At 62.3% G+C, this 21,863-nt stretch carries 18 protein-coding genes; 3 read left to right on the top strand and 15 right to left on the bottom strand.

Features of this window, described 5'->3' with window-relative positions:
* Positions 1-167: 167 nt before the first annotated feature.
* Positions 168-2,333: an acyltransferase family protein gene (locus CLAC_RS05020; protein WP_053413283.1), complete on the top strand. Its 2,166-nt coding sequence runs from the start codon at positions 168-170 to the stop codon at positions 2,331-2,333.
* Between the two features lie 28 nt (positions 2,334-2,361).
* On the opposite strand, the gene ffh is transcribed toward CLAC_RS05020, so the two are convergent.
* Positions 2,362-3,966, bottom strand: coding sequence for a signal recognition particle protein (gene ffh / locus CLAC_RS05015; RefSeq protein ID WP_053411963.1), 1,605 nt, complete (start codon positions 3,964-3,966; stop codon positions 2,362-2,364).
* Positions 3,967-4,557: 591 nt separating this feature from the next.
* On the opposite strand from ffh, the gene CLAC_RS05010 reads away from it, so the two are divergent.
* Together CLAC_RS05010 and CLAC_RS05005 are read left to right on the top strand one after the other, a co-directional pair.
* On the top strand, positions 4,558-5,574 hold the full coding sequence (locus tag CLAC_RS05010; RefSeq protein WP_053411962.1) for a hypothetical protein: 1,017 nt from the start codon (positions 4,558-4,560) through the stop codon (positions 5,572-5,574).
* Between the two features lie 280 nt (positions 5,575-5,854).
* Positions 5,855-6,598: an intestinal mucin gene (locus tag CLAC_RS05005; RefSeq protein WP_245621984.1), complete on the top strand. Its 744-nt coding sequence runs from the start codon at positions 5,855-5,857 to the stop codon at positions 6,596-6,598.
* A 184-nt stretch (positions 6,599-6,782) separates the two neighbouring features.
* Here the strand turns inward: CLAC_RS05005 and CLAC_RS05000 are convergent, their stop codons facing one another.
* The 14 genes from CLAC_RS05000 to CLAC_RS04935 all read right to left on the bottom strand — a co-directional run bounded on the left by CLAC_RS05000 (position 6,783) and on the right by CLAC_RS04935 (position 21,861).
* The gene (locus tag CLAC_RS05000; RefSeq protein ID WP_053413282.1) at positions 6,783-7,121 is read right to left on the bottom strand and encodes a P-II family nitrogen regulator; all 339 of its coding nucleotides are present in this window, start codon (positions 7,119-7,121) and stop codon (positions 6,783-6,785) included.
* A gap of 18 nt (positions 7,122-7,139) precedes the next feature.
* Positions 7,140-8,456 (bottom strand): ammonium transporter, encoded by a 1,317-nt coding sequence (locus CLAC_RS04995; protein ID WP_053413281.1) that lies wholly within the window; start codon positions 8,454-8,456, stop codon positions 7,140-7,142.
* A 206-nt stretch (positions 8,457-8,662) separates the two neighbouring features.
* Positions 8,663-10,105, bottom strand: coding sequence for a signal recognition particle-docking protein FtsY (gene ftsY, locus CLAC_RS04990; RefSeq protein ID WP_053411960.1), 1,443 nt, complete (start codon positions 10,103-10,105; stop codon positions 8,663-8,665).
* 22 nt (positions 10,106-10,127) lie between these two features.
* Entirely contained in the window at positions 10,128-13,643 is a 3,516-nt protein-coding gene (smc, locus tag CLAC_RS04985; protein WP_053411959.1) for a chromosome segregation protein SMC, read from the bottom strand.
* A gap of 15 nt (positions 13,644-13,658) precedes the next feature.
* Positions 13,659-13,949 (bottom strand): acylphosphatase, encoded by a 291-nt coding sequence (locus CLAC_RS04980; protein WP_053411958.1) that lies wholly within the window; start codon positions 13,947-13,949, stop codon positions 13,659-13,661.
* Positions 13,939-15,390, bottom strand: coding sequence for an alanine/glycine:cation symporter family protein (locus CLAC_RS04975; RefSeq protein ID WP_053413280.1), 1,452 nt, complete (start codon positions 15,388-15,390; stop codon positions 13,939-13,941). The genes CLAC_RS04980 and CLAC_RS04975 overlap by 11 nt, the downstream gene beginning before the upstream one ends.
* Positions 15,391-15,408: 18 nt before the next feature.
* Entirely contained in the window at positions 15,409-16,251 is an 843-nt protein-coding gene (gene mutM, locus CLAC_RS04970; protein WP_053411957.1) for a bifunctional DNA-formamidopyrimidine glycosylase/DNA-(apurinic or apyrimidinic site) lyase, read from the bottom strand.
* A 19-nt stretch (positions 16,252-16,270) separates the two neighbouring features.
* Positions 16,271-16,999: a ribonuclease III gene (rnc, locus tag CLAC_RS04965; protein WP_053411956.1), complete on the bottom strand. Its 729-nt coding sequence runs from the start codon at positions 16,997-16,999 to the stop codon at positions 16,271-16,273.
* 16 nt (positions 17,000-17,015) lie between these two features.
* Positions 17,016-17,567 (bottom strand): YceD family protein, encoded by a 552-nt coding sequence (locus CLAC_RS04960; protein ID WP_053411955.1) that lies wholly within the window; start codon positions 17,565-17,567, stop codon positions 17,016-17,018.
* A gap of 38 nt (positions 17,568-17,605) precedes the next feature.
* On the bottom strand, positions 17,606-18,373 hold the full coding sequence (locus CLAC_RS04955) for a DivIVA domain-containing protein (RefSeq protein WP_053411954.1): 768 nt from the start codon (positions 18,371-18,373) through the stop codon (positions 17,606-17,608).
* 9 nt (positions 18,374-18,382) lie between these two features.
* Positions 18,383-18,856 carry a pantetheine-phosphate adenylyltransferase gene (coaD, locus tag CLAC_RS04950; protein WP_053411953.1) on the bottom strand — a complete coding sequence of 158 codons (474 nt, stop codon included), beginning with the start codon at positions 18,854-18,856 and terminating at the stop codon, positions 18,383-18,385.
* A gap of 12 nt (positions 18,857-18,868) precedes the next feature.
* On the bottom strand, positions 18,869-19,453 hold the full coding sequence (gene rsmD / locus CLAC_RS04945; RefSeq protein ID WP_053411952.1) for a 16S rRNA (guanine(966)-N(2))-methyltransferase RsmD: 585 nt from the start codon (positions 19,451-19,453) through the stop codon (positions 18,869-18,871).
* A gap of 6 nt (positions 19,454-19,459) precedes the next feature.
* Positions 19,460-19,690 carry an acyl-CoA carboxylase biotin carboxyl carrier protein subunit gene (locus CLAC_RS04940; protein WP_053411951.1) on the bottom strand — a complete coding sequence of 77 codons (231 nt, stop codon included), beginning with the start codon at positions 19,688-19,690 and terminating at the stop codon, positions 19,460-19,462.
* Positions 19,691-19,704: 14 nt separating this feature from the next.
* On the bottom strand, positions 19,705-21,861 hold the full coding sequence (locus CLAC_RS04935; RefSeq protein WP_053411950.1) for an ATP-dependent DNA helicase RecG: 2,157 nt from the start codon (positions 21,859-21,861) through the stop codon (positions 19,705-19,707).
* Positions 21,862-21,863: the final 2 nt, after the last annotated feature.

Raw genomic sequence — 21,863 nt, 5'->3', positions numbered from 1 at the left:
TTTGCCCTTTCAATGTTTAAACCTGCGGGTGACCACCGGGCGGCCGTAGCCGGGTCCGATGAATTCGCAGCATTGCCTGGCTATGACGCAGACAACTCGAGAAATAATACCAGCAAAAGCGCTCCCAGTAAAAAATGCTCTACAGCATTGCGGTAACGTCAACTGATGTGAAGCCAGCCCAACCTCATGCGAATGCCCGCCCGAGCCGGTACCGCTTTGACCTCGATGGCCTTCGAGGCATCGCGATTGCCCTGGTGGTGGCTTTTCACGTCTATGTGGGCCGGGTCTCCGGTGGGGTGGACGTTTTCCTGCTCCTGTCCGGGTTCTTCTTCCTCGGTGCACAGTACAGGAATGCGATTAATCCCCGACAGTCCATCAATCCGTGGTGGTCCATCTGGCGGACGATCCGACGCCTCTTCCCTGCCCTCGCCCTGGTGTTGGCTGCCGTTTCGGTGACGGTAATTTTCGCCGTTCCGGTTCTGCGCACCCTCGATAACGCTCACCAGGTTGAAGCGTCGCTGCTGTACTACCAGAATTACGCTCTGGCTATCCAGGGAGCGGACTATGCAGCTGCCGACCGGGAGACTTCCCCACTGCAACACCTATGGTCTATGTCCGTGCAGGGCCAATTCTATCTTGGGGCTATTCTGCTTATTTTCCTGCTATCTTGGCTGACGCGTTCGCCTCGCATCGTCGGTGCTGTCACCTCCGTCGCCGAGGCTCGTCGAATAGACGCAACGCGGGGAAGGCTACGTGCTATTTTGCTCCCGACTCTGTGGATTATCACGATTGCCTCGGGCGCCTATGCGTTCTATCTACATGATGTAAATCAGGGCTGGAATTACTATTCCACCGCCAGTCGCCTGTGGGAGTTGTGCCTTGGAGGCGCGCTGGGGCTGGCGCTTACTAAGCGCGTGCCGACGCTGCCCTCGTGGGCCTCCACACTCCTGGCCACTGCAGGTCTTACGCTGGTCATATCGACTGGATTCCTCTTCGATGGCGCGGCCCAATTCCCGGGGCCGTGGACTCTGTGGCCCTTGATAGGCGCCGCGCTGATTATCGTGGCGGGTCCGGACGCGGGCTTCGTGTCGAAGTTTCTGGCGAGCCGCCCGGCCCGCAGCCTGGGGCAGTGGGCCTATGCGCTGTACCTGTGGCATTGGCCGATTCTGATTCTGGCGACCCATCTGCTTGGCCAGCACTCCCCCTCCGTTGCCTTGGGCACGGCTGTCATTGCTCTTTCGCTATTGCTCGCGTACCTGACTAACCGATTCGTAGAGATTCCCCTCGCCCAGTCATCGCGACGACCAACTCGCATCCAGCCGGTCTTTTCCCAGGCAGTAACAAGGCTGCGCACTAGTCGCGCTGCTGCGTACCGCGTGGCCGCCGCTGGGATGTGCGCTGTTGCGGCCGTCGGCATGCTGAGTTTGCAGGCGGTCCAACAGGCACGGATTGAGGGAGCAATCGGCGGAAAGCTTGACCCCGCCTCTTACCCGGGCATCCTGACGCTTTCCGACGGATGGGAGACCCCCGAGGCGACACCGAAGCCGGACAGGGACATTATTCGGGACCTGTGGCCGGAGCCAGCGATGGACGGCTGCCTTGCAGAAGGGCCGGAGCCCGTCGATACCTTTATCACTCACAAGCGTTGGCGCAACGAATCCGAAGAATGCATCTACGGCGACGTCGAGGGGGAAAAGCGCCTTGTAATGATTGGCGGCTCACACATTGAGCACTGGTTTGCCCCCATTAACGCTTATGCGAAGAACAATGGTTACCAGCTACACGTCTTACTCCGGCAGGGCTGCCCGGCCACGCTCGCTCCGATTGAGGGCGTCGGTGACATCTGCGTTGAATGGACTGAACTCGCGCTGGAACGCATCGACGAGCTTGATCCAGAGGTGGTCTTTACGACGTCGACACGACCAAGGTTCCAGCTCGATGAACCCGAATTTGGAGACTATGTTCCGGACGGGTACATAGAGTTCTTTGACGCAATGGAGGCTCGCGGCACCGATTTCGTTGCTATCCGCGATAACCCCTGGGCCTTTGATAAGGACTTCAACCAGTTTTCTCCTACTACCTGCGAGAACCAGGATGACTGCGTGGTTAGGAGAAAGCTGGCACTCTCGGCGACCAACCCTGCGAAAGAAGTTCTTGAGGACTACGTGCACGGCTGGAACATGGACTTTAGCAACCTATTTTGCGACGACAGAATTTGCCACAACATTATTGGCAATATCTATGTCTACCGGGACAGCAATCACATCACTGACGAGTTGGCGTTGACCTTTGCCCCGATACTAGAACGCCGCCTGAACACAATTTTGTCCTAGGCGGCGGGGATTGAATCAAACCAATCCTTTATTTCTTTTTGCCTTGACCGAAGTCGAGGTTGTTGAGGTCAAACCCCTCGAAGCCTTCCGGCAGCTGGTTGCCCATCTGCTTTTGCAGCTTCTGCAGCTCGGCCATGTCCGGCATGCCGCCGCCCATTCCCGGCATACCTGGCATTCCGGGGAATCCGCCGCGCATACCCTTTGGCGGAGTCGGCCCGCGGTTACCGCCCTTGCGCTTTCCGCCTTTACCTTTACGCCCCTTCTTGTTTTTGCGGTTCGACGGGCGTCCACCACCCATTCCGAAGCGCCCAGCCATCTGGGACATCATCTTCTTGGCTTCGTTGAAGCGCTCGATTAGCTGATTGACATCCGATACGGAGACGCCGGAGCCGTTGGCGATACGGCGGCGTCGGGAAGCATTGAGGATCTTGGGGTTTTCGCGCTCTTGCGGGGTCATTCCTCGGATGATGGCTTCAATGCGGTCGAGCTGCTTTTCATCGACCATCTCGGCGGCCTTGGACATCTCGGCACCGCCCGGGAGCATCTTGAGAATGTTGCCGATGGGGCCCATCTTGCGGACCATCATCATCTGCTCGAGGAAGTCCTCGAGAGTCAGCTCGCCGGAGCCCAACTTCTGGGCGGACTTGGCGGCCTGCTCGTGATCAATTTCCTTAGCGGCGACCTCGACGAGGGTCTTCAGGTCACCCATGCCCAGAATCCGGCTAGCCATGCGGTCTGGGTGGAAGACATCGAAGTCCTCGAGCTTTTCGCCAGTGGAGGCAAAAAGGATGGGCTTGCCGGTGACCTCGCGGATGGATAGTGCAGCACCACCGCGGGCATCGCCGTCGAGCTTGGTAAGCACCACGCCCGTAAAGTCAACGCCATCACGGAAAGCCTTAGCGGTCTCGACCGCGTCCTGACCAATCATCGAGTCAATGACGAAGAGGACTTCGTGCGGGTTGATCGCATTGCGGATGTCCGAGGCCTGCTTCATCAAAACCTCGTCGATACCGAGACGACCCGCGGTGTCGATGATCACCACATCGTGACGGTGCTGACGCGCATAAGCCAGGCCACGGAAGGCCGCGTCGACGGGGTTATCCTCGCTAGTACCCATCTCATGGGTGGAGTCGATGCTCGTTCCAGGGAATGGAGCAAAGCAGGGCACTTCGGCGCGTTCAGCAACAATTTGGAGCTGTTGGACTGCACCCGGGCGCTGCAGGTCACAGGCAACCAGGACCGGGGTGTGACCCTGCCCGGTGAGGTACTTAGCTAGCTTGCCGGCCAGCGTGGTCTTACCCGCGCCCTGCAGGCCGGCGAGCATGATAACCGTCGGCGGCTGCTTCGACAGGTTAAGTCGCCGGGTCTCCCCACCGAGGATATTGACGAGCTCCTCGTTAACTACCTCAATGACCTGGTTCGCCGGGTTGACCGTCTGGTTTTTGGCGATTTCGTTAGCGCGTTCCTTGATGCGTTTGACGAATGCGCGAACTACCTCCAGAGAGACGTCAGCTTCCAGAAGAGCCAGCCGAATCTCGCGGGCGGTGGCGTTAATATCCGCCTCGGTCAGGCGGCCTTTCCCGCCCAGGCCACGCAGGGCACCCGTCAATCGATCGGAAAGAGACTCAAACAAGTTTCCAGCTCCCCTTTTGCCTTGTCATTTCTTAACCGTTCTACCGTACCCGTTGACTACCGCGTTTGGCACATATCCATACTTTTTATGCACCGCCCCGCTCAATACCATCGCCCCACCAAAAGGAATGAGGCACAAAGACACGGAGCCAAAGCTTCCTTAAGAATTTCTTAGCAACCACGCGAACAACAACTCAGATTGCTATCATTCCGTTACTTAGTTTGATGTATTACGCAGTTATGCAGACACACTGCGTCAAAAGCGGCAATTTCGACCGTCATCAATTTGAATCGATAAACAGCCGATAACAATCTCGCCGACCAAGCCTAAAACATACTTAAGATTTCCACCCCCGAATTGATGTAAACTAATTTATGGATTCAGACCCATATTGGCAGGCCAGCGCACACCGATCGACAATGACATTCTTTATCGGCAATTCCTCCGAATTACAGGAAACCACCTAGGGGCTTAAGATAAGCCATGAACTCGGTTAACCCTGGTTAGCCCGCGTTTGAGCTTGGCCGTAAACGAACGACGGCCTCCCCGTTTTCATTGATCTCTACCGTTTGACTCTTTAGAGAGGTTTCCATGAAGAAGTTTTCCTCGGCCGTAGCCGCCGCTGCTGTTTCCGCTGGCATGCTCGCTGGCGCTGGTGTTGCCAGCGCTACTGAGACTGCACCTGGCAACGCCAAAGATGAGCTGAACATCACATGTCCCGGTAATCTGGAAGTTTTCCCAGACGGCACCACTTTGTGCGGCAACGCCGATGTGAAGAAGCCCACAGATAACCTGAACATCACATGTCCCGGTAATCTGGAAGTTTTCCCAGACGGCACCACTTTGTGCGGCAACGCCGATGTGAAGAAGCCCACAGATAACCTGAACATCACATGTCCCGCTGAGCAAGTAGTAGCTATCGAAGACGGCAAACTTTCGTGCGTGAAGAAGCCCAACAACAAGGACGGCCAGACCGACAAGGACCAGACCGACAAGGGCCAGACCGACAAGGGCCAGACCGACAAGGGCCAGACCGACAAGGGCCAGACCGACAAGGGCCAGACCGACAAGGACGGCAAGAAGAAGGACGAGTCCAAGAAGGACGACAAGAAGTCCGACGACAAGAAGAAGGACGAGTCCAAGAAGGACGACAAGAAGAAGGACGACAAGAAGAAGGACGAGTCCAAGAAGGACGACAAGAAGAAGGACGAGTCCAAGAAGGACGACAAGAAGAAGGACGAGTCCAAGAAGGACGACAAGAAGTCCGACGACAAGAAGAAGGACGAGGCCAAGAAGGACGACAAGAAGTCCGACGACAAGAAGAAGGACGAGTCCAAGAAGGACGACAAGAAGTCCGGCAACAAAGTCGTAGAGGCCAAGAAGGACGAGAAGAATTCTGACAAGAAGGACGACTCCAAGAAGGCTACCGAGGCCAAGAAGGACGATTCCAAGAAGGACATGAAGAAGGCTGAGGAGAAGAAGGCTTCTTCCTCTCATAGCTCCGGCCTGGCCGCTACCGGCGTTGACGCCACCACCCTGGGCGGTGCCGCTCTGGCACTTCTGGTCGGCGGTGTCGCCGCTACCCGATTCGCTCGCAAGGACCGCTAAGCCCTAAAGTCCCTAGCAATATCGGCTAAGCCTTAAAGGTCCCTGATGCTCGACAGTATCAGGGATCTTTTGCACGTTGTGCCCCTTTGAGGGGGTACGCATTAACCTTTTGAGATATAAGCATCAAACTGCTCAAACAGCAATTTGGACCTGTCAACAAATCTCATTTACCCCCTTCGCATACTCAGCACTGATAATGCTTTTCAATAGCTATTAGCCCCAAAACTACAAGTGGGCTTTCCCGTTAAGCCCAATCTTCACTCCATCTATTCCCTTGAATATGCGAGGTTCGACGATGAAGAAGTACTCCTCCACCCTGGTCGCAGCCGCTGCTTCGGCTGGCATGCTAATCGGCGCTGGCATTGCTACCGCTCAGGTTCCTGCCCCCGTGCCATCGGATTGTCCAGCTGGTCAACACTTCGAAAACGTTGGTGGCACTTTCAAATGTGTAGAAAACGCTGAGACTCCACAGCCTGAAAAGCCGTCCAACGATGGTATCCCGCCCGCAGTTGACAATTCCGCAACGTGCCCAGATGGCTCCCCGCGTGACATGGGTAAGAAGGATCCAGTAACCGGAATCTTCGGCGCCTGCGGCACCGGGGAGGATTCCAAGCCAGCACCGAAGCCAGAGGAAGAAAAGCCGTCTAATGACGGAATTCCGCCTGCTGTTGACGACACCGCCAACTGCCCGGATGGCTCGCCTTGTGACATGGGCAGAAAGGATCCAAAGACCGGGGTCTTCGGCTACTGCGCACCGTCTGAAGATGAAGACAAGCCAGGTGACGACAAACCGGGCGAGGACGATAAGAAGCCGGGCGAGGAGAAGCCAGGCGACAAGTCCGACGATTCCAAGAAGGACGGCAAGAAGGACAATAAGAAGGTCGTTAAGAAGACGGATTCCAAGGGCAATGGCCTCGCCGTCACAGGCGTTCAGGCAACCGCTCTCGGCGGTGCCGCCCTGGCACTTCTGGTCGGCGGTGTCGCAGCTACCCGCTACGCACGCAAGAACTCCAAGGATGACTAGTTCCCACTAGGCTTCCCCTAAATTTGCTTGAATTGGCCTCGGCGCCCCGCGCAACCTCTACGGAGACCACCGCGGCGGCACCGAGGTCTTTTTCTACCTGGCCAAGCGCGCCAATGGAGGCAGGAACAGACTCTTTTCAGCTTCCTTGTATTAGCTCTGGGGCACGGTAAGGCATCGATACCTTCTATATCGCCTCGGAGTCGCGCTCGCCTGTTCGAACCCGAATGACCTGCTCAACAGAAGTTACCCACACCTTGCCGTCTCCAATGTTCCCGGTCCGAGCTGCGGTACAGATCGCCTCAAGGGCGTCGTCAAGCTGACTATCGTTGACCACTATCTCCAGTCGCGTTTTGTTCGCGAAATCCACGGCATACTCGACACCTCGGTAGACCTCCGTGTGTCCCTTCTGCTGGCCATACCCCTTCGCCTCAGTAGCCGTCATACCGTGGATTCTAAGTTCCTCCAGAGCCTCTTTAATGTCGACGACCGTAAATGGCTTAACAACTGCAGTGATCAGTTTCATTTTCATTGGCTCCTAAGACTAAAACGCGTCCTGATTAGCGGAATCGTAGGCGGACTCGCCGTGCTGCGCGACGTCGATACCTTCGAACTCGGCCTCGTCGTCCACGCGCCAGCCGACGGTTTTGCCCAGAACAACCGCAATAACTGCGGTCAGCATACCGGCAAAGACCAGGGCGCTAACGGCAATGAGAACCTGGATGACAAAGAGCTTCACCCCGTCGAGCCCGCCGCCGGTGAACAGGCCACGGTCGGTCGCCAGCAGGCCGACGCCAATAGTTCCCCACAGCGCCGCGACCAGGTGGACACCGACTACGTCGAGGGTGTCATCGAAACCGAAGCGGTACTTCAGGCCGACTCCCCAGCAGCCGAGGGCTCCGCCGATTGCGCCGAGGATAATCGAAGTCAGCGGCGTCATGTCGCCCGCGGCAGGTGTAATGGTAACCAGGCCCGCAACTACGCCCGAGGCGGCACCTAGCGATGTTGCATGTCCGTCGCGGACGCGCTCGAGACCAAGCCAGCCGAGCATTGCTGCGCAAGTGGCAACCGTGGTGTTCAACCAGGCCAAGCCCGCTACCCCGTCCGCTGCGAAGGCGGAGCCCGCGTTGAACCCGAACCAGCCGAACCAGAGCAGCGCAGCACCGAGCATTACCAAAGGAAGGCTGTGAGGGCGATGCGGAGTACGCATAAAGTCCGTGCGTTTTCCAATGGTCAGCGCAAGCACCAGCGCGGCGGTGCCCGCGGAGATGTGCACCACCGTGCCGCCCGCGAAGTCGATTGGCGCGATTGCGGCTTTTTCCCCGCTGATTCCGAACAGCGCTGCGGATATGCCCTGCGAAGAGTGGCTCAGCAGACCACCGCCCCAGACCATGTGCGCTAGCGGGAAGTAGACCAGAGTGCCCCACACACCGACGAAAAATAGCCAGGTAGAGAACTTCACACGCTCAGCCAGAGCACCCGAAATTAGCGCCACCGAAATGGAGGCGAAAGTCAGCTGGAAGCCGATGTCTATGATGTTGGCATACCCCGATGCGCCCTCGATGTAGTTGCCTGCAGAGTCCGTGATGGAATCGCGCAGTCCGAAGTACTGGAAGGGGTTGGCAAAGATACCGCCGATTGACTCGGACCCATAGGACATCGACCATCCCCACAGGACATAGACGACGCCGACGACGCCGACGGCGCCGAAACTCATCATCATCATGTTCAGCACCGACTTCTGACGGGACATTCCGCCGTAAAACAGTGCCAGCGCCGGGGTCATCAACAGAACCAATGACGCCGAAATAAGCATCCAGGCCGCGTTTCCCGATTGCGCGGCGACTTGCTCAGGTGTCATGAGAACCTCCCTGGTTTTGAGTTGGTGGTTCTTAATATAGAGCATTAGTCACCGTATTTGCGTAGTTTCTTTCTATATTGCGAAACTTTGGGGTCGGCGGGAGAAACTGACTAACATACAAAATCCCCCTCCACCTGCACCTATTACTAAATGCAGCAGAGGGGGAAAAATTTTGGCTTTGGAGTGAGCCGCGCGATCCGTGGCTCCTAGTGCGTGCCCAATAGAGCGTCGACGAAACTCTGCGGTTCGAAGGGGGCCAAGTGGTCGGCGCCCTCGCCGAGGCCGACCAGCTTCACCGGCACGCCCAGCTCATTTTGAACTTGGAAGACGATGCCGCCCTTGGCGGTGCCGTCCAGCTTGGTCAGCGCGACACCCGTGATGTCGACGACGTCGCGGAACGTGCGCGCCTGCATCAGACCGTTCTGGCCAACCGTGGCATCCAGGACGAGGATGACCTCATCGACCTGAGCCTTCTTCTCGACGACGCGCTTAATCTTGTCCAGCTGGTCCATCAGGCCGACCTTGGTGTGCAGACGGCCAGCGGTGTCGACGAGGACGACATCCGCGCCCGTCTCAATGCCGTGGGAGACAGCGTCGAACGCTATGGAGGCCGGGTCGGCGCCTTCAGCGCCGCGCACGGTCTCGGCGCCGACGCGACGCCCCCAGGTCTCCAGCTGATCGGCTGCGGCCGCACGGAAAGTATCGGCCGCGCCGAGCACAACGCGGTGACCGCCCGCGACCAGAACACGCGCGAGCTTGCCGGTGGTCGTGGTCTTGCCTGTGCCGTTGACTCCGACGACGAGGATCACGGCCGGCTTGCCCTCGTGCGGCAGAGCCCGAATCGAACGATCCATCTGCGGCTGGCACTCCTCTACCAGCACCTCGCGCAGCATCGCGCGCGCCTCCGCCTCGCTGCTGACCCCGCGGCTGGCGATGCGCTGGCGAAGCTTATCGACGACTCGCTCCGTCGCCTCTGCGCCCAGGTCAGCCATGACGAGAGTATCCTCGACCTCTTCCCAAGCATCCTCGTCCAGGTCACCCGCACCGATGATGCCCAACACCGACTGGCCGATGGCGTTCTGGGAACGCGACAGGCGACCGCGCAGGCGGCCGAGACGGCCCTCTGCGGGCTCAATCTCGTCGAGCTGCGGTTCGGGGGTGGGAGCGGGAGCGGGCTCTGGTTCCGGCTCGGGTTCCGGTTCCGCCTCCGGAACAACAACCTCAGACTCCCCTGCTTCGGGCGCAAGCTCTTCGACGGTCTCCTGGACGGGCTCCGGCTGTGGCTCGGCCTCCACATGCTCCGGTTCGGGCTCGGCCTCCGGCTCTTCAACCGGCGCCTCGGACACCGGAATCTGCAGCAGCGGTTCTTCCTTCGGCTCCGGCTCAGCGTGGAGTTCCTGTCCGGGCAGCAGCTCCGGCTCCTTCTCAGCCGTGCCCGCTGGTCCCGCATCACCTGCCGCCGGGGCAAAGTTGAAGCCGCCGGCGGCCTGGTAATTACCAGACTTCTCCTGCTGCGTCAGCTCCTTGGGCCGCTCGTCCTTTTCGAAGGAGACCACGTTCTTCTTCCGCCGCAGGTAGCCCGCGACGAGCAGAAGAAGGATGATGACGAGCGCCGCTACGGCAACGATTATCCACTGAGTAGGAGTCATGCTCCCTATTATGCAATAACGCCTAAGCAGGCTCAGCGGAAGGCTCCGCGGCGGACGCGGAAACCGGGGTCATGCGCTGCGAAATAACACGAGTGACACCGTCGCCTCGCATAGTTACGCCGTAGAGCACGTTGGCCACGTCCATCGTCGGCTTCTGGTGGGTAATTACAATCAGCTGACTGGATTCCCGCAGCTCCTCCAGCAGAGCAATGAGCCTCCGGAGATTGACGTCGTCAAGCGCGGCTTCGACCTCATCGAGGACGTAGAAGGGGCTCGGGCGCGCGCGGAAGATGGCAACCAGCATCGCGAGCGCGGTCAGCGACTTCTCGCCGCCTGACAGCAGCGACAGGCGCTTGACCTTCTTCCCCGGAGGCCGCGCCTCCACCTCGATGCCCGTGGTGAGCAGGTCATCGGGCTCCGTGAGTACAAGCCGGCCCTCGCCGCCCGGGAAGAGAGTCTGGAATACCTTCGGGAATTCTGCCTCCACGTCCTCCCATGCGTCGGCAAAGAGTTGCAGGATGGTCTCGTCGACCTCCTCGACGACGCCCATGAGATCCTTGCGCGCCTGCAGGACGTCGTCAAGCTGGGTGGAGAGGAAGGAGTAACGCTCCTCCATCGCCTTGTACTCCTCCAGCGCGAGCGGGTTGACGCGGCCTAGCACCCGCAGGTCCTTCTCCGCCTGCTTGAGCTTGGCGGTCATCGCGGCAAGATCGAAGTCCTCGCCAGGGGCGAAGTCAGCCAGTAGGTCGTCTACGGAAAGCCCCAGCTGATCCACGATCCGCTCGGAGGCCTCATTGACGCGAACCTGCGCCTGCGCCTTGGCGATATCACCCTGGTGCGCCGAATCGGTCAGCGCCTGCAGCTCGCGCTGCGCGGCGGAAGACTCGTTGCGGGCCTGCGCGAGCGCGGCCGTGACAGTCTTCTTCGTCGCCTCGGTCTCATCGCGATCGGCCTCCGCCCGGGCCAGCGAGACGCCGACCTTCGCGCGCAGGTCCTCTGCCAGCTCCGTCACGACGCCCGCGAGCTCGCGCTGGGCCACCTGCGCCGCCTGAGCGTCCTCGTGGCGGGCCTTCGCGACGCGCTCCGCCGCAGCCTGCCTGCGCAGACGCTCGGCCTTGCCCCGCACGCTACCCGCGCGCTCCTCCGCGGTACGCAGTGCCAGCCGCGCCTCCGTCTCCATCGCGCGGGCCGCGGTCAGGGCCTCCGCCGTGCGGTCGCGCTCGCTTGTCGACGGTTCGCCCTCCTCAGGATCCCGGTCCACCCTGGCGAGCCTATCGGCGACCTCATCCAGCTCCGCGCGCAGGGATTCGACGCGGGCCGTGGCCTCCGCGCCCCGCTTCTCGGCGCGCTCGGAGTCGTGCACCACACCCACGAGCTGGGAGGTCGCGCGAGTTCGCGCGTCATTCAAGACCTTCATGTGCTGCTGGTGCTCGCGCAGGGCCGCACGGGCGGCTGCAGCGTCGGTACGCCGATCCTCTTCCTCTGCAGCGGCACCGGAGAGGACACCGGCGAGGTCCGCAAGCTTTTCGCGCGCGACCTCGAGCTCCTCGCGAGCCTGGGCGATATCCGCGGAGATCTCCATGCCAGACTGGCGGCCACCCGTGCCGCCGGAGACCCAGCCGGGTCCGCGCAGGACACCGCTTCGGTCGACGACTCGCAGGCGCGCGTCCTGGGCCACGATGTCCGCGGCCTGGGCGGCCTCCTCGCACGCGACGACATCGACCAGCAGGGCCGTCAGGGGACGCGACAGCGCGGACGGGATCTCGACGTGGTCGAGCAGCCAGGTCGCGTGTGCGGGCAGGGAAATATCCAGGCGCCAAGTCTCGCTGGCGCTGGCCGCGGCGCTGTCCGATTCGGACAACACCACCGCGCTGCCCTTGCCGGATTCGAGCAACTCTGAGATGAGCTCCTCCCCCGACTCCGCGACAAGGGCCTCGGCCGCGCCGCCGAGAGCTGCCGCGACGGCCTTCTCCCAGCCGGAGCCAACCTCAATCACCTCGGAGACGCTGCCCAGCCCGTGCAAGTCCTTCAGCCACGCGGTGCCATCATTAGCGGCTGCGGCACGCGCGGCCTCCAATGCCTCGATGCGCGCGGCAAGGCCCGAGACCTTACGCTCCAGGTCGCGCTCGTCGACGCGCAGCTCTTTCAGTCGCGCCGTCGCGGCCTCCGCCTCGCGGCTGGCCTGCTCGTGGGCGCGCTGCAACTCCGGGCCCTCCAACTCCGCGGTGGCCAGCTCCTCTGCTGCGGCCTCCACTGCTGCCGAGGCGTCGGCGCGGCGCTGATCGGCCTCCGAAGTCTGCTCGGCAAGACGGGCCGCCTCCTCCTGGGCAGCTTCGAGCCTGGTGCGCAGGGACTCCTCCGCAGAAATCAAACGCACGACGCCCTCGCGTCGGTCGGCAATGGCGCGCACGGCGGCTAGGTGCTCGGCCTCGGCAGCGCGGGCTTCCTCTTCCGCGTCGAAGAGAGTCTCGCGAACCGACTCCAGGCGCTCGCGAGCCTCGTCCTCGGTCTCCTGCAGGGTGGCCTCCTCAGCGGCGGCATCGTCGGCACGCTTTTCCAAAAAATCGGGGTCCGGCCCGGTCCACGGGGTGACGGAGTGGTCGGCTGCGCGGTCGGCCGCGATGCGCGCGGTGGCCTGGACGCGCTCTCCGAGAGCAGACAGGCGGAACCACAGGTCGCGGGCGGCGTCGGCGGCCGGAGTGATCTCCTCCAGCTCGAACTCGAGCTCAGCGGTGCGTTCGGCGGCTATCTCGACACGCTCGGTGGCGGCTTCGACCTTCTCCTCAATCAGGCGAGCTTGACCGGAGATGTCCTCGAGGCTGGCCTTTAGGTCCACGAAGTCCGCCGCGGCCAGACGCAGCTTGGCATCGCGGAGGTCGGCCTGGACCGTCTGGGCGCGGGATGCCGCCTCGGCCTGGCGCTTCAGGGGTTTCAGCTGCCTAGACAGTTCGGAGGTGAGATCCTGCAATCGGTCGAGGTTGCCCTGCATAGAGGCGAGCTTGCGCTGCGCCTTTTCCTTTCTGCGGCGGTGCTTGAGTACACCGGCCGCCTCCTCGATGAAGGCGCGGCGGTCCTCGGGGCGGGACTCCAAAATCTGGGACAGGCGCCCCTGGCCGACGATGATGTGCATCTCCCGGCCGATACCGGTGTCGGAGAGTAGCTCCTGAACATCCATGAGGCGCACACGGGAGCCGTTAATCTCGTACTCGCTGGCGCCGTCGCGGAACATGCGGCGCGTGACGGAGACCTCCCGGTACTGAATCGGCAGCGCGCCGTCGGAGTTATCAATGGTCAGCGTGACCTCGGCGCGGCCCAGCGGCTTGCGCCCCGAGGTCCCGGCGAAGATGACATCCTCCATCTTGCCGCCGCGCAGGGTCTTCGCCGAGTGCTCGCCCATCACCCAGGCCAGGGCGTCAACGACGTTGGACTTGCCGGAGCCGTTCGGGCCGACGACCGCGCAAATGCCGGGCTCGAACTTCATTGAGGTCGCCGAAGCGAAGGACTTAAAGCCCTTCAGAGTCAGCGATTTCAAATACATGGGTGAAAATATTACCTACTTGCGGTCGAAGGAGCTGTATTCGCCCTTCGCCTCGCCGTAGGAAGCTACGACCGTGCTCACCGTTCCAGGCGTGGAATCCCCCTCCAACCAGGCCAGTAGCTCCTCACAGGCCTCACGCGGGCCTTCCGCGACGACCAACACGCGGCCGTCCGGATAGTTCTTCGCGTAGCCGAGCAGTCCCAGCTGGAGGGCCCTCACGCGCGTCGACCAGCGAAAGCCCACCCCCTGGACGTGGCCATGCACCCACGCCGTCAGTCGCGCGACCGCGCTAGCCTCAGGCTTCACGACGAGTGATCGGGTCGGAGCCGTCCCAGCATTCGATGTTGGCGTGGCCTCGGACGTTCGGCAGGTCATCGCGGTGGAACACGGGGTTGAGACCCTTGGCCTTCTGCTCCGAGTAATTCTTCAGCAGCGCCACGGCAACGCCGCCGAGCGGCAGGATCGCGACGATGTTGATGGTCGCCATCAGCGCCGAGAAGGTATCTGCCAAGGACCACACCAGCGGCACCGAACCGATTGCGCCGCCGACTACGCAGAGGACGACCAGGCTGCGAACCGAGTTCAGGACGGCCTTGCTCTTGGACAGGAAGGGCACATTGGCCTCCGCGTAGTAGTAGTTACCCACCACGGAGGAGAACGCCAGGAAGAAGATGATGATGGTAACCGCGTGAATCGCCCATCCACCCAGTTGCGCGGCGAGTGCCGCCTGGGTCAGCGAGGTGCCCTCGGCATCGCCACCGAAGGACGGGTCCGACAGCAGGATGATCACGGCGGTGATCGTGCAGACGACCCAGGTGTCGAAGTAGACGCCCATGGTCTGGATCAGCCCCTGCTTGACCGGGTGGGATACGGAAGCGGTCGCGGCGGCGTTCGGGGTCGAACCCATACCCGCCTCATTAGAGAACAGGCCACGGCGAATACCCTGCATCATGGCGGTACCCACAACGGCACCTGCAATCTCGCGGATACCGAAAGCGTGCTCGAAGATCAGGGCGATCATGGCCGGGACCTCGGTGATGTTCAGCGCGAGGACAATCAGGCCGAGGACGATGTAGGCGACGGCCATGATCGGCACGACGACCTGGGTCACGGCGGAGATGCGCTGCACGCCGCCGAAGATGATGATCGCGGTGAGAATAGCCAAGACAATGCCGATACCCAGCTTGAAGCCGGTGGAATCATTACCGGTGGACTCCGCAATAGCCGCGGTAATCGAGTTCGACTGCACCGCGTTGAACACGAAACCGTAGGTCACGGTGATGGCCAGGACAAACAACGTCGCCATCCAACGCCAGTTCTCCCCCAGGCCCTTGGTGATGTAGTAGGCCGGGCCACCACGGTAGGAGTCGTGGTCGCGCACCTTATACAGCTGCGCCAGCGTCGACTCGATGAAGCTGGTCGCGCCGCCGATACCTGCCAGCAGCCACATCCAGAACACCGCGCCGGGGCCACCCGTGGTAATTGCCACGGCCACGCCGGCGACGTTACCGGTGCCCACGCGGGAGGCCGCGGAAATGGTGAAGGCTTTGAAGGCCGAGATTCCCTTCACACCCTCCGAGATGTCGGAGGGCTTTTCCGTAATCGCGCGGAACATCTCCGGGATGTAACGGATTTGGACCAAAATGGTCCGCCAGCAGAAGTACAGGCCCGCAAAAATCAGCAGCGCAATCATGAAGAGCCAGTACTTGTCGTTCCAGGCGTTGACCCAATCGGTCGCCGTTTCCATGAAGCTCATAGGAAAATCTTAGCGTTGACAACGCGGACACAGATAACTCGAGCGGTTCATAAAGACCTTCCGCACCATGGTTGTGCCACACCGATCGCAGGGCTGCCCCGCCCGTCCGTAGGCGTGGAGCGAGCGGTCGAAGTAGCCGCTCTCGCCGTTGACGTGCACGTATAGAGAATCGAAGCTAGTTCCCCCGGCGTCCAGCGCCGCTATCAAGACCTTCTGCCCCTCCCGCACCAGCTGCGCCAACTTCCGCACGGAAATGTCGCTGGCGGGTGTCTCCCCGTTGACCCGGGCCGCCCAGAGCATCTCGTCGGCGTAGATGTTGCCGATTCCCGAGACCACGTTCTGGTTCAGCAGCACCCTCTTAATCGCCGAGTGCGACCGGCGCATCCTGTGGGCCAACTTCACCGGGTCCAGCCCCTGCTCCATCAGGTCCGGCGCAATCTCACTCGCGGGCACCGGAACCTCTCGCCCGAACGCCTCGGCCATCTCGGTCGCCCAGACCCAGCCGAAAGTGCGCTGGTCATTGAAGTGCACCGCGTGTCCGTTGCTGAGTTCAAAGACCGCCCGGGTGTGCCTGCCGGGCGCCGCCCCGGGGTGCTCGATCCGCATTTGGCCGCTCATTCCCAGGTGAATGGTGATGGCCGAGCCGTCGTCAAGCACAAGCCACATGAACTTGCCGCGCCGATCCGTGCCGACGACCCTACGCCCGCGTGTGCGCCCGCAAAACTCGGTGGCGCCTCCCGCTTGCCGACGCACCGCGCGGTCACGAAGCACCGTCACATCGTCCAGGCGCGCGCCGAGCACGTACGGTTCCAGGCCGCGGCGGACCGATTCAACCTCTGGGAGTTCGGGCATGGGCGTTGGGAATGGCCGACTAGCTCAGAGCGGTATGCGCCTGGTGGGCGGCCTGCATCTCGGCTTCCTTCTTGGTGCCGCCCGTGCCGGAGCCCTTGACAACGCCGTCGAGGAGGACGTCCACGTAGAAGGTCAGGTCGTGGTCCGGGCCGGTCGTCTTGACCGTGTACTCCGGCGCCGGGAGCTTCTTCGCGGCGATGCGCTCCTGAAGCAGGGTCTTCCAGTCGCGGCCGCGGGACTCCGTCGGAGCATCGTCAATCATGCCGCTGAACAGGCGCAACACGGTGGCCTTGGCAACCTCGAAGCCGTGCTGCAGGTAAATCGCCCCAAGCAGAGCCTCGGTGGTGTCCGCGAGAATCGAGTGCTTGTCATCGCCGCCGGTGGCCTTCTCGCCGCGGCCGAGCAGGATGTGCTCGCCAAGGCCGATTCTGCGGGCCAGGTCGGCCAACGCATACATGTTGACCACGCCGGCGCGCATCTTCGAGATGTCCTGCTCCGCGCGGTCCGGGAACCGGCGGTAGAGTTCCTCCGCGACGCACATGCCGAGCACCGCGTCGCCCAAAAACTCCAGGCGCTCGTTATTGGTCAGGTTGCCATTCTCGTTGGCGAAGCTGCGGTGAGTAAGCGCCAGGCGCAGCGAGTCGTCCGACAGCTCCACGCCCAAGTTTTTCAGCAGCGGCGCGTGGTCGACGCTGTCGAAGGCCGCGCTCCGGGCGGCCTCTCCGGTTAGCCGACGCTTGCGGCTCATCCGACATCTCTCCTTTTTAGTTTTCTTCCAGGTCCTGGAACTTATCGGCCAGTGCGGCCCAGCGCGGGTCGACCTTCTCCTCCTCGCCGGAGACTCCGTCCGGCTCGGGCACGTCGGTGCCGGACTCGCGGCAGTCGACGCCGAGGTTCTCGCAGGAGGGATTGAACGGCAGGTTCAAAACAGCCTCGTCGATGACGGCCTGGGTGATATCGACAGTGTTGTCGACGATTTCCAGCACCTCGTCATCGTCCTCGTCGGCCTCATCGCCTGTGATGAAGTCGTCGCTGCCCGAGAACACCGCACTGACGTGAATGCTCAGCTCCTTGTCCAGGCCCGCCAGGCAGCGGACGCACTCACCGGAGGCGGGCGCGGTCACAGTCGCGTCAACCATGACGCCGCCGCCCAGGTTAGTCATAACACCATCGACGACGACCTCGGTGCCCTCCGACACTCCGATCATCTCGGCGCCGATGCGCACAGGGGTGTCGCCCACCTTACGGAACTGTTCGGGCATGGAATCCCGCAGGCAGTGGGAAACGTCAAGAATAAATGGGGATGAGTCAGTCATGATGGACGATATTCTACCCCTGTCCCCCGGTAATCGCCCTAACGCTCGTAGCGGCGGCGCGGCTCACGCGGTTCACGAGCCTCACGCGGTTCACGGGTCTCGCGCGGCTCGCTCGCCCCCGCAGCGCCCGCGCCAGAGCGCAACGCGGAGCGGTCGCGGCTGACGCTGCGCAGCGTGGTAGACAAAGACTCCTCGAACTCCGCCAGCTTGCCGTCGACGTAGCGGTCACATTCCTCCCGCAGTCGGGTGGAGTCGGCGTGGGCCTCCGAGACGACCCGGCGGGCCTCCTCGTTCGCCTCGCGGACAACGGTGGACTCCGCAATCAGGCGGGCCTGCTCCTCGCGACCCTCGGCGACCGAGCGCTCGTAGGAATCGTTACCGGCGGTGACCAGGCGGTCAGCCTCCGCGGCTGCGCGGCCGACGACGTCATCGTACTCACGCTGGGCATCGTCCCGGACGCGCTGTGCCTCGTCCTCGGCGGAGTTAATCGTCGCATCCGCGCGGGCATGCGCGTCATCAATCTCCTGAGTCGCGCGGGCCTCGGCCTCGTCGATGATGCGGTTAGCCTCGTCATCGGCCGATGCGATTGTGTTGTTCGCCCGCGACTCCGCGTCATTAATAATCTCGTCGCGCTGATCCAGGACGTCCTGGGCGTCGTCAAGCTCTGCGGGGAAAGCATCGCGGAGCTCATCGAGCAGCTCGAGCACGCGCTGGCGAGGCACCATGCAATTGGCCGATAGCGGCACGCCATGGGCCTCTTCAATAATCTGGACTAGTTCATCGAGGGATTCAAAGACGCGAAACATAACCTCATGCTACGTGAGACGACGCTGCAGGGCGCGCAAGACAGGCGCAGGCACGAGACCTTCTACGGAGCCGCCGTAGCGCACGACCTCTTTCATCAGCGTCGAGGAAACGTGGCCGTAGCGGGGGTCTGCCTCCATAAACAGCGTCTCAATCCCCGTCATGCGACGATTCATCTGCGCCATGGGGACCTCGTACTCGTAGTCCGCCGCCGAGCGCAGCCCCTTGACCAGGCAGGAGATGTCGTGCTCGGAGGTGTAGTTGACCAGCAGCTCCGACCAGGAGTCCACCTCGACGTTGTTAAGGTGCGCCGTGCACTCCTCAATCAGGGCGATGCGCTCGTCCACGTTGAACATGCCCTGCTTATTCGGGTTGTGCGTCACCAGCACCGTTACCCGGTCGAACTGGCGGGAGGCGCGGTCCACAATATCCAGGTGGCCGGAGGTCATCGGGTCGTAGGATCCCGGGCAGCATGCGTGTGTCATCTACTTTAAGTCCTAGTCTTCTGCGTCATCTGCTGGCTCGAAAATGGCGGTGTCGAAGCGGGCAATCCCGTGAATGCGGCGCTTCAGCTTCTGCTGCAGTACCTCGTAGCCTTCCGGCCACATGGTCTCCTCATCGTCGCGGTAGCGCTCCACCGTAACCACCGCGCCCGGAGCGAGGAAGGCACGCAGCGCCTCGAGCATCTCCGTAACTGCCTCTCCCGCCAGCTCATAGGGCGGGTCCGCGATTACGCGGTCGAAGAGCACGCCTGGGGTACCGGCCAGGTACGTTGAGACTTTCATCGGCGCCACGCGCACATCCGGGTGCCCGACCGTGCGGATGTTCTTCTCGATGGCCTCGACCGCCTTGGAATTGTGCTCCACCAAAACGACCGTTCCTGCCCCGCGCGAGGCCGCCTCCAGCCCGAGGGCACCCGACCCTGCGAAGAGGTCCAGCACCTTCGTGCCTTCCAGACCGAAGCGCGTAGTCCAGGAGGAAAACAGCGCTTCCTTCGCTCGGTCCGTAGTCGGCCGGGTGTCCTGCCCCTTCGGCGCAACCAGCTTCCGTCCGCGCGCCTGGCCTGCAATAATCCGGGTCATCTGGACTTACTCCCCCTCGCTTGCCGACGGGCTGATGCGTGCCAAGAGCTGTCCGCCCTCGACGTCGGAGAATTCCCCGGCGAGGAGCTCCGCGATCGTTCCGGGGCAGGGTGCTACGACCGGGGCCTCCAGCTTGACGGCCTCCACGACGCCAATCGTTTGGCCGGTCGCCACCGCATCATTCGCGGCAACTTCCCAGCGGATTACTCCAGCAAAGGGTGCACAGACATCTACCATGCAGCACAGTTTACTCACGAGCGGTCGAGGTATCCCGATTGCTCGTCGTCGATGTCCGAGATCAGCCTATCGACCTGATCGGGTGCTTCGGCCAGGAGGTGGGAGGCGTCGGCACGAGTGCGCTCGATGATGGCGCCGTCAGTGGTGAGGTCGACCAGCCCAAGACCCGTGGCAATGCCGGATTGGTCGTCGCCGAGCAGGTCACCGAAGCTGCGGGTGGCCAAGTCCAGCTCGGCGAGCTCCACCCCGTCGGTGGTGGCGGCGATGCGCTCCAACCGCGCCCGCTCCGGAGTGCCAGAGTGAGTGTGCGTGCACAAAAAGCACAGGCCGCCACGGTCGCCACGGCCGACGCGCCCGCGCAGCTGGTGGATCTGGGAGATACCGAAACTCTCGGCGCGGCGGATCATCATGATGGTCGCCTCCGGCACGTCGACGCCCACCTCAATCACTGTAGTGGAGACCAACACGTCGAGATCGCCGGCGGCGAATGCCTGCATGACCTCGTCCTTTTCCTCGGACTCCATCTGGCCGTGCAGCTGCCCGATGCGGACGTTCGGCAACTTCTCCCGCGCCTTACGAGTCACGTTTTCCACCGACTCGTCGAGAAACTGCTCAGGGTCGGCAGTAATGCGCGGGCAGACGATGAACGCTCGGTTGCCTTTATCGATATCCTCGCCAATTCGCTCCCAGGTGCGTTCCTCCCAACGCGGCAGCTCCACCGTAGGTACCACGAAGGACTGGATTTCCTTGCGCCCGCTCGGCAGCTGCGTCAGCTGCGAGACAGCCAAGTCGCCGAAGATGGTCATCGCGACCGTACGCGGGATTGGGGTGGCCGTCATCACCAGCAGGTGCGGGGTGAGTCCCCCACGCCCCCTACTGCGCAGCCGATCGCGCTGGCGGACGCCGAAGCGGTGCTGCTCGTCCACCACAACCAGGCCGAGGTCGAAAAACTCAACACCCTCGCTGAGCAGCGCGTGCGTGCCGACTACAATGTCCGCCTCGCCGCTGACCGCCTCCAGCAGGGTCTGCCTGCGCTGCGCAGTCGGAGCCGAGCCAGTCAGTAACCGCACGGTGACGTCGACGCCCGCTTTTCGGAGCATCGCCGAAATCGAGCGGTGATGCTGCTGCGCCAAAACCTCCGTCGGCGCGAGCAGCACGCACTGCCTGCCCGCATCTATCGCCTGCGCCATCCCCAGCAGCGCCACGACCGTCTTACCCGAGCCGACCTCACCAGCCAGCAACCGATTCATCGGGTGCGAGCCCGCCAGATCTTGCTCCAGCTCGGCCGCGACCGAGTCCTGGCCGTCGGTAAGCGAAAAGGGCAGCCCGGCGCGCAGCTGATCGCGCACCCCGCCCGGGTGGGCAGCGCACGTGGGCGCCTCGAGAGTCTCCTGCACTTCCCTCCGCTTGCCGACGGCCAGCTGCAACTCGAGTGCCTCGTCGTACTTGAGGCGATCGAGCGCAATATCCGGCCCGGCGACTGTCGGGAAGTGAGCGCCGCGCAGGGCGTCGTCGAAGGCGGGCAGGCCGAGCGGCGGCTTCGGGAGGGGGTCCGGCTGCAGCGGTAGCCATTCGAGGATGCGCTGCATGTACAGAGCCATGTGGATGCCGGCGACCCCCTTGCGGCCGCGGTAAATGGGCAGGTAGGGCCGTGTCAGCAGCCGCTGCATCTCGGCCAGCCCCTTGGCAGTCTTGGTCAGCGTAGCGAGCTTTCCGGTCGCCACGCCGGGCGTGCCGTCGTTGTTTAAGACCATGCAGTCGACGTTTTTGAGCTGCAGCTCGCCGCGGAACTCGCTCAAGGTGCCGATGATGAGCAGTCGGATCCCGGGGTAGAGAACTTTGCGCAGCCACTCCTGGCCGAAGATCGCGACCGGAAGTCGGCGCACGCCGTCGCTGACGACGAGCTTGAGGGGGCGCTTGCGGTCGTAGCTGCCGTGGGCGGGCGCGGGCAGGATGTTATCAACCTCGACGACCGTAGTGATGGTGTCGCCCAGGTCCGACCAGGAGACGTCCAGGCTCTTACCCTGCGCAACGTAGCGCTTCGGGAACACGGTCAGCGCGTCGGCGACGGTCTCAACCCCGTAGGCAGTGCGGAGTTTCTTTGCGATTTTCGGCCCCACCACGATATTGAGCGGGGTGCGGGCGTAGTCCGAGCCGAGCCAGCCGAGCATCG

The organism is Corynebacterium lactis RW2-5 (genome assembly GCF_001274895.1).
GTDB classification, from domain to species: domain Bacteria; phylum Actinomycetota; class Actinomycetes; order Mycobacteriales; family Mycobacteriaceae; genus Corynebacterium; species Corynebacterium lactis.
The sequence above is the reverse complement of the archived record's forward strand: the minus strand, read 5'-3'. Positions and strand labels throughout refer to the sequence as shown.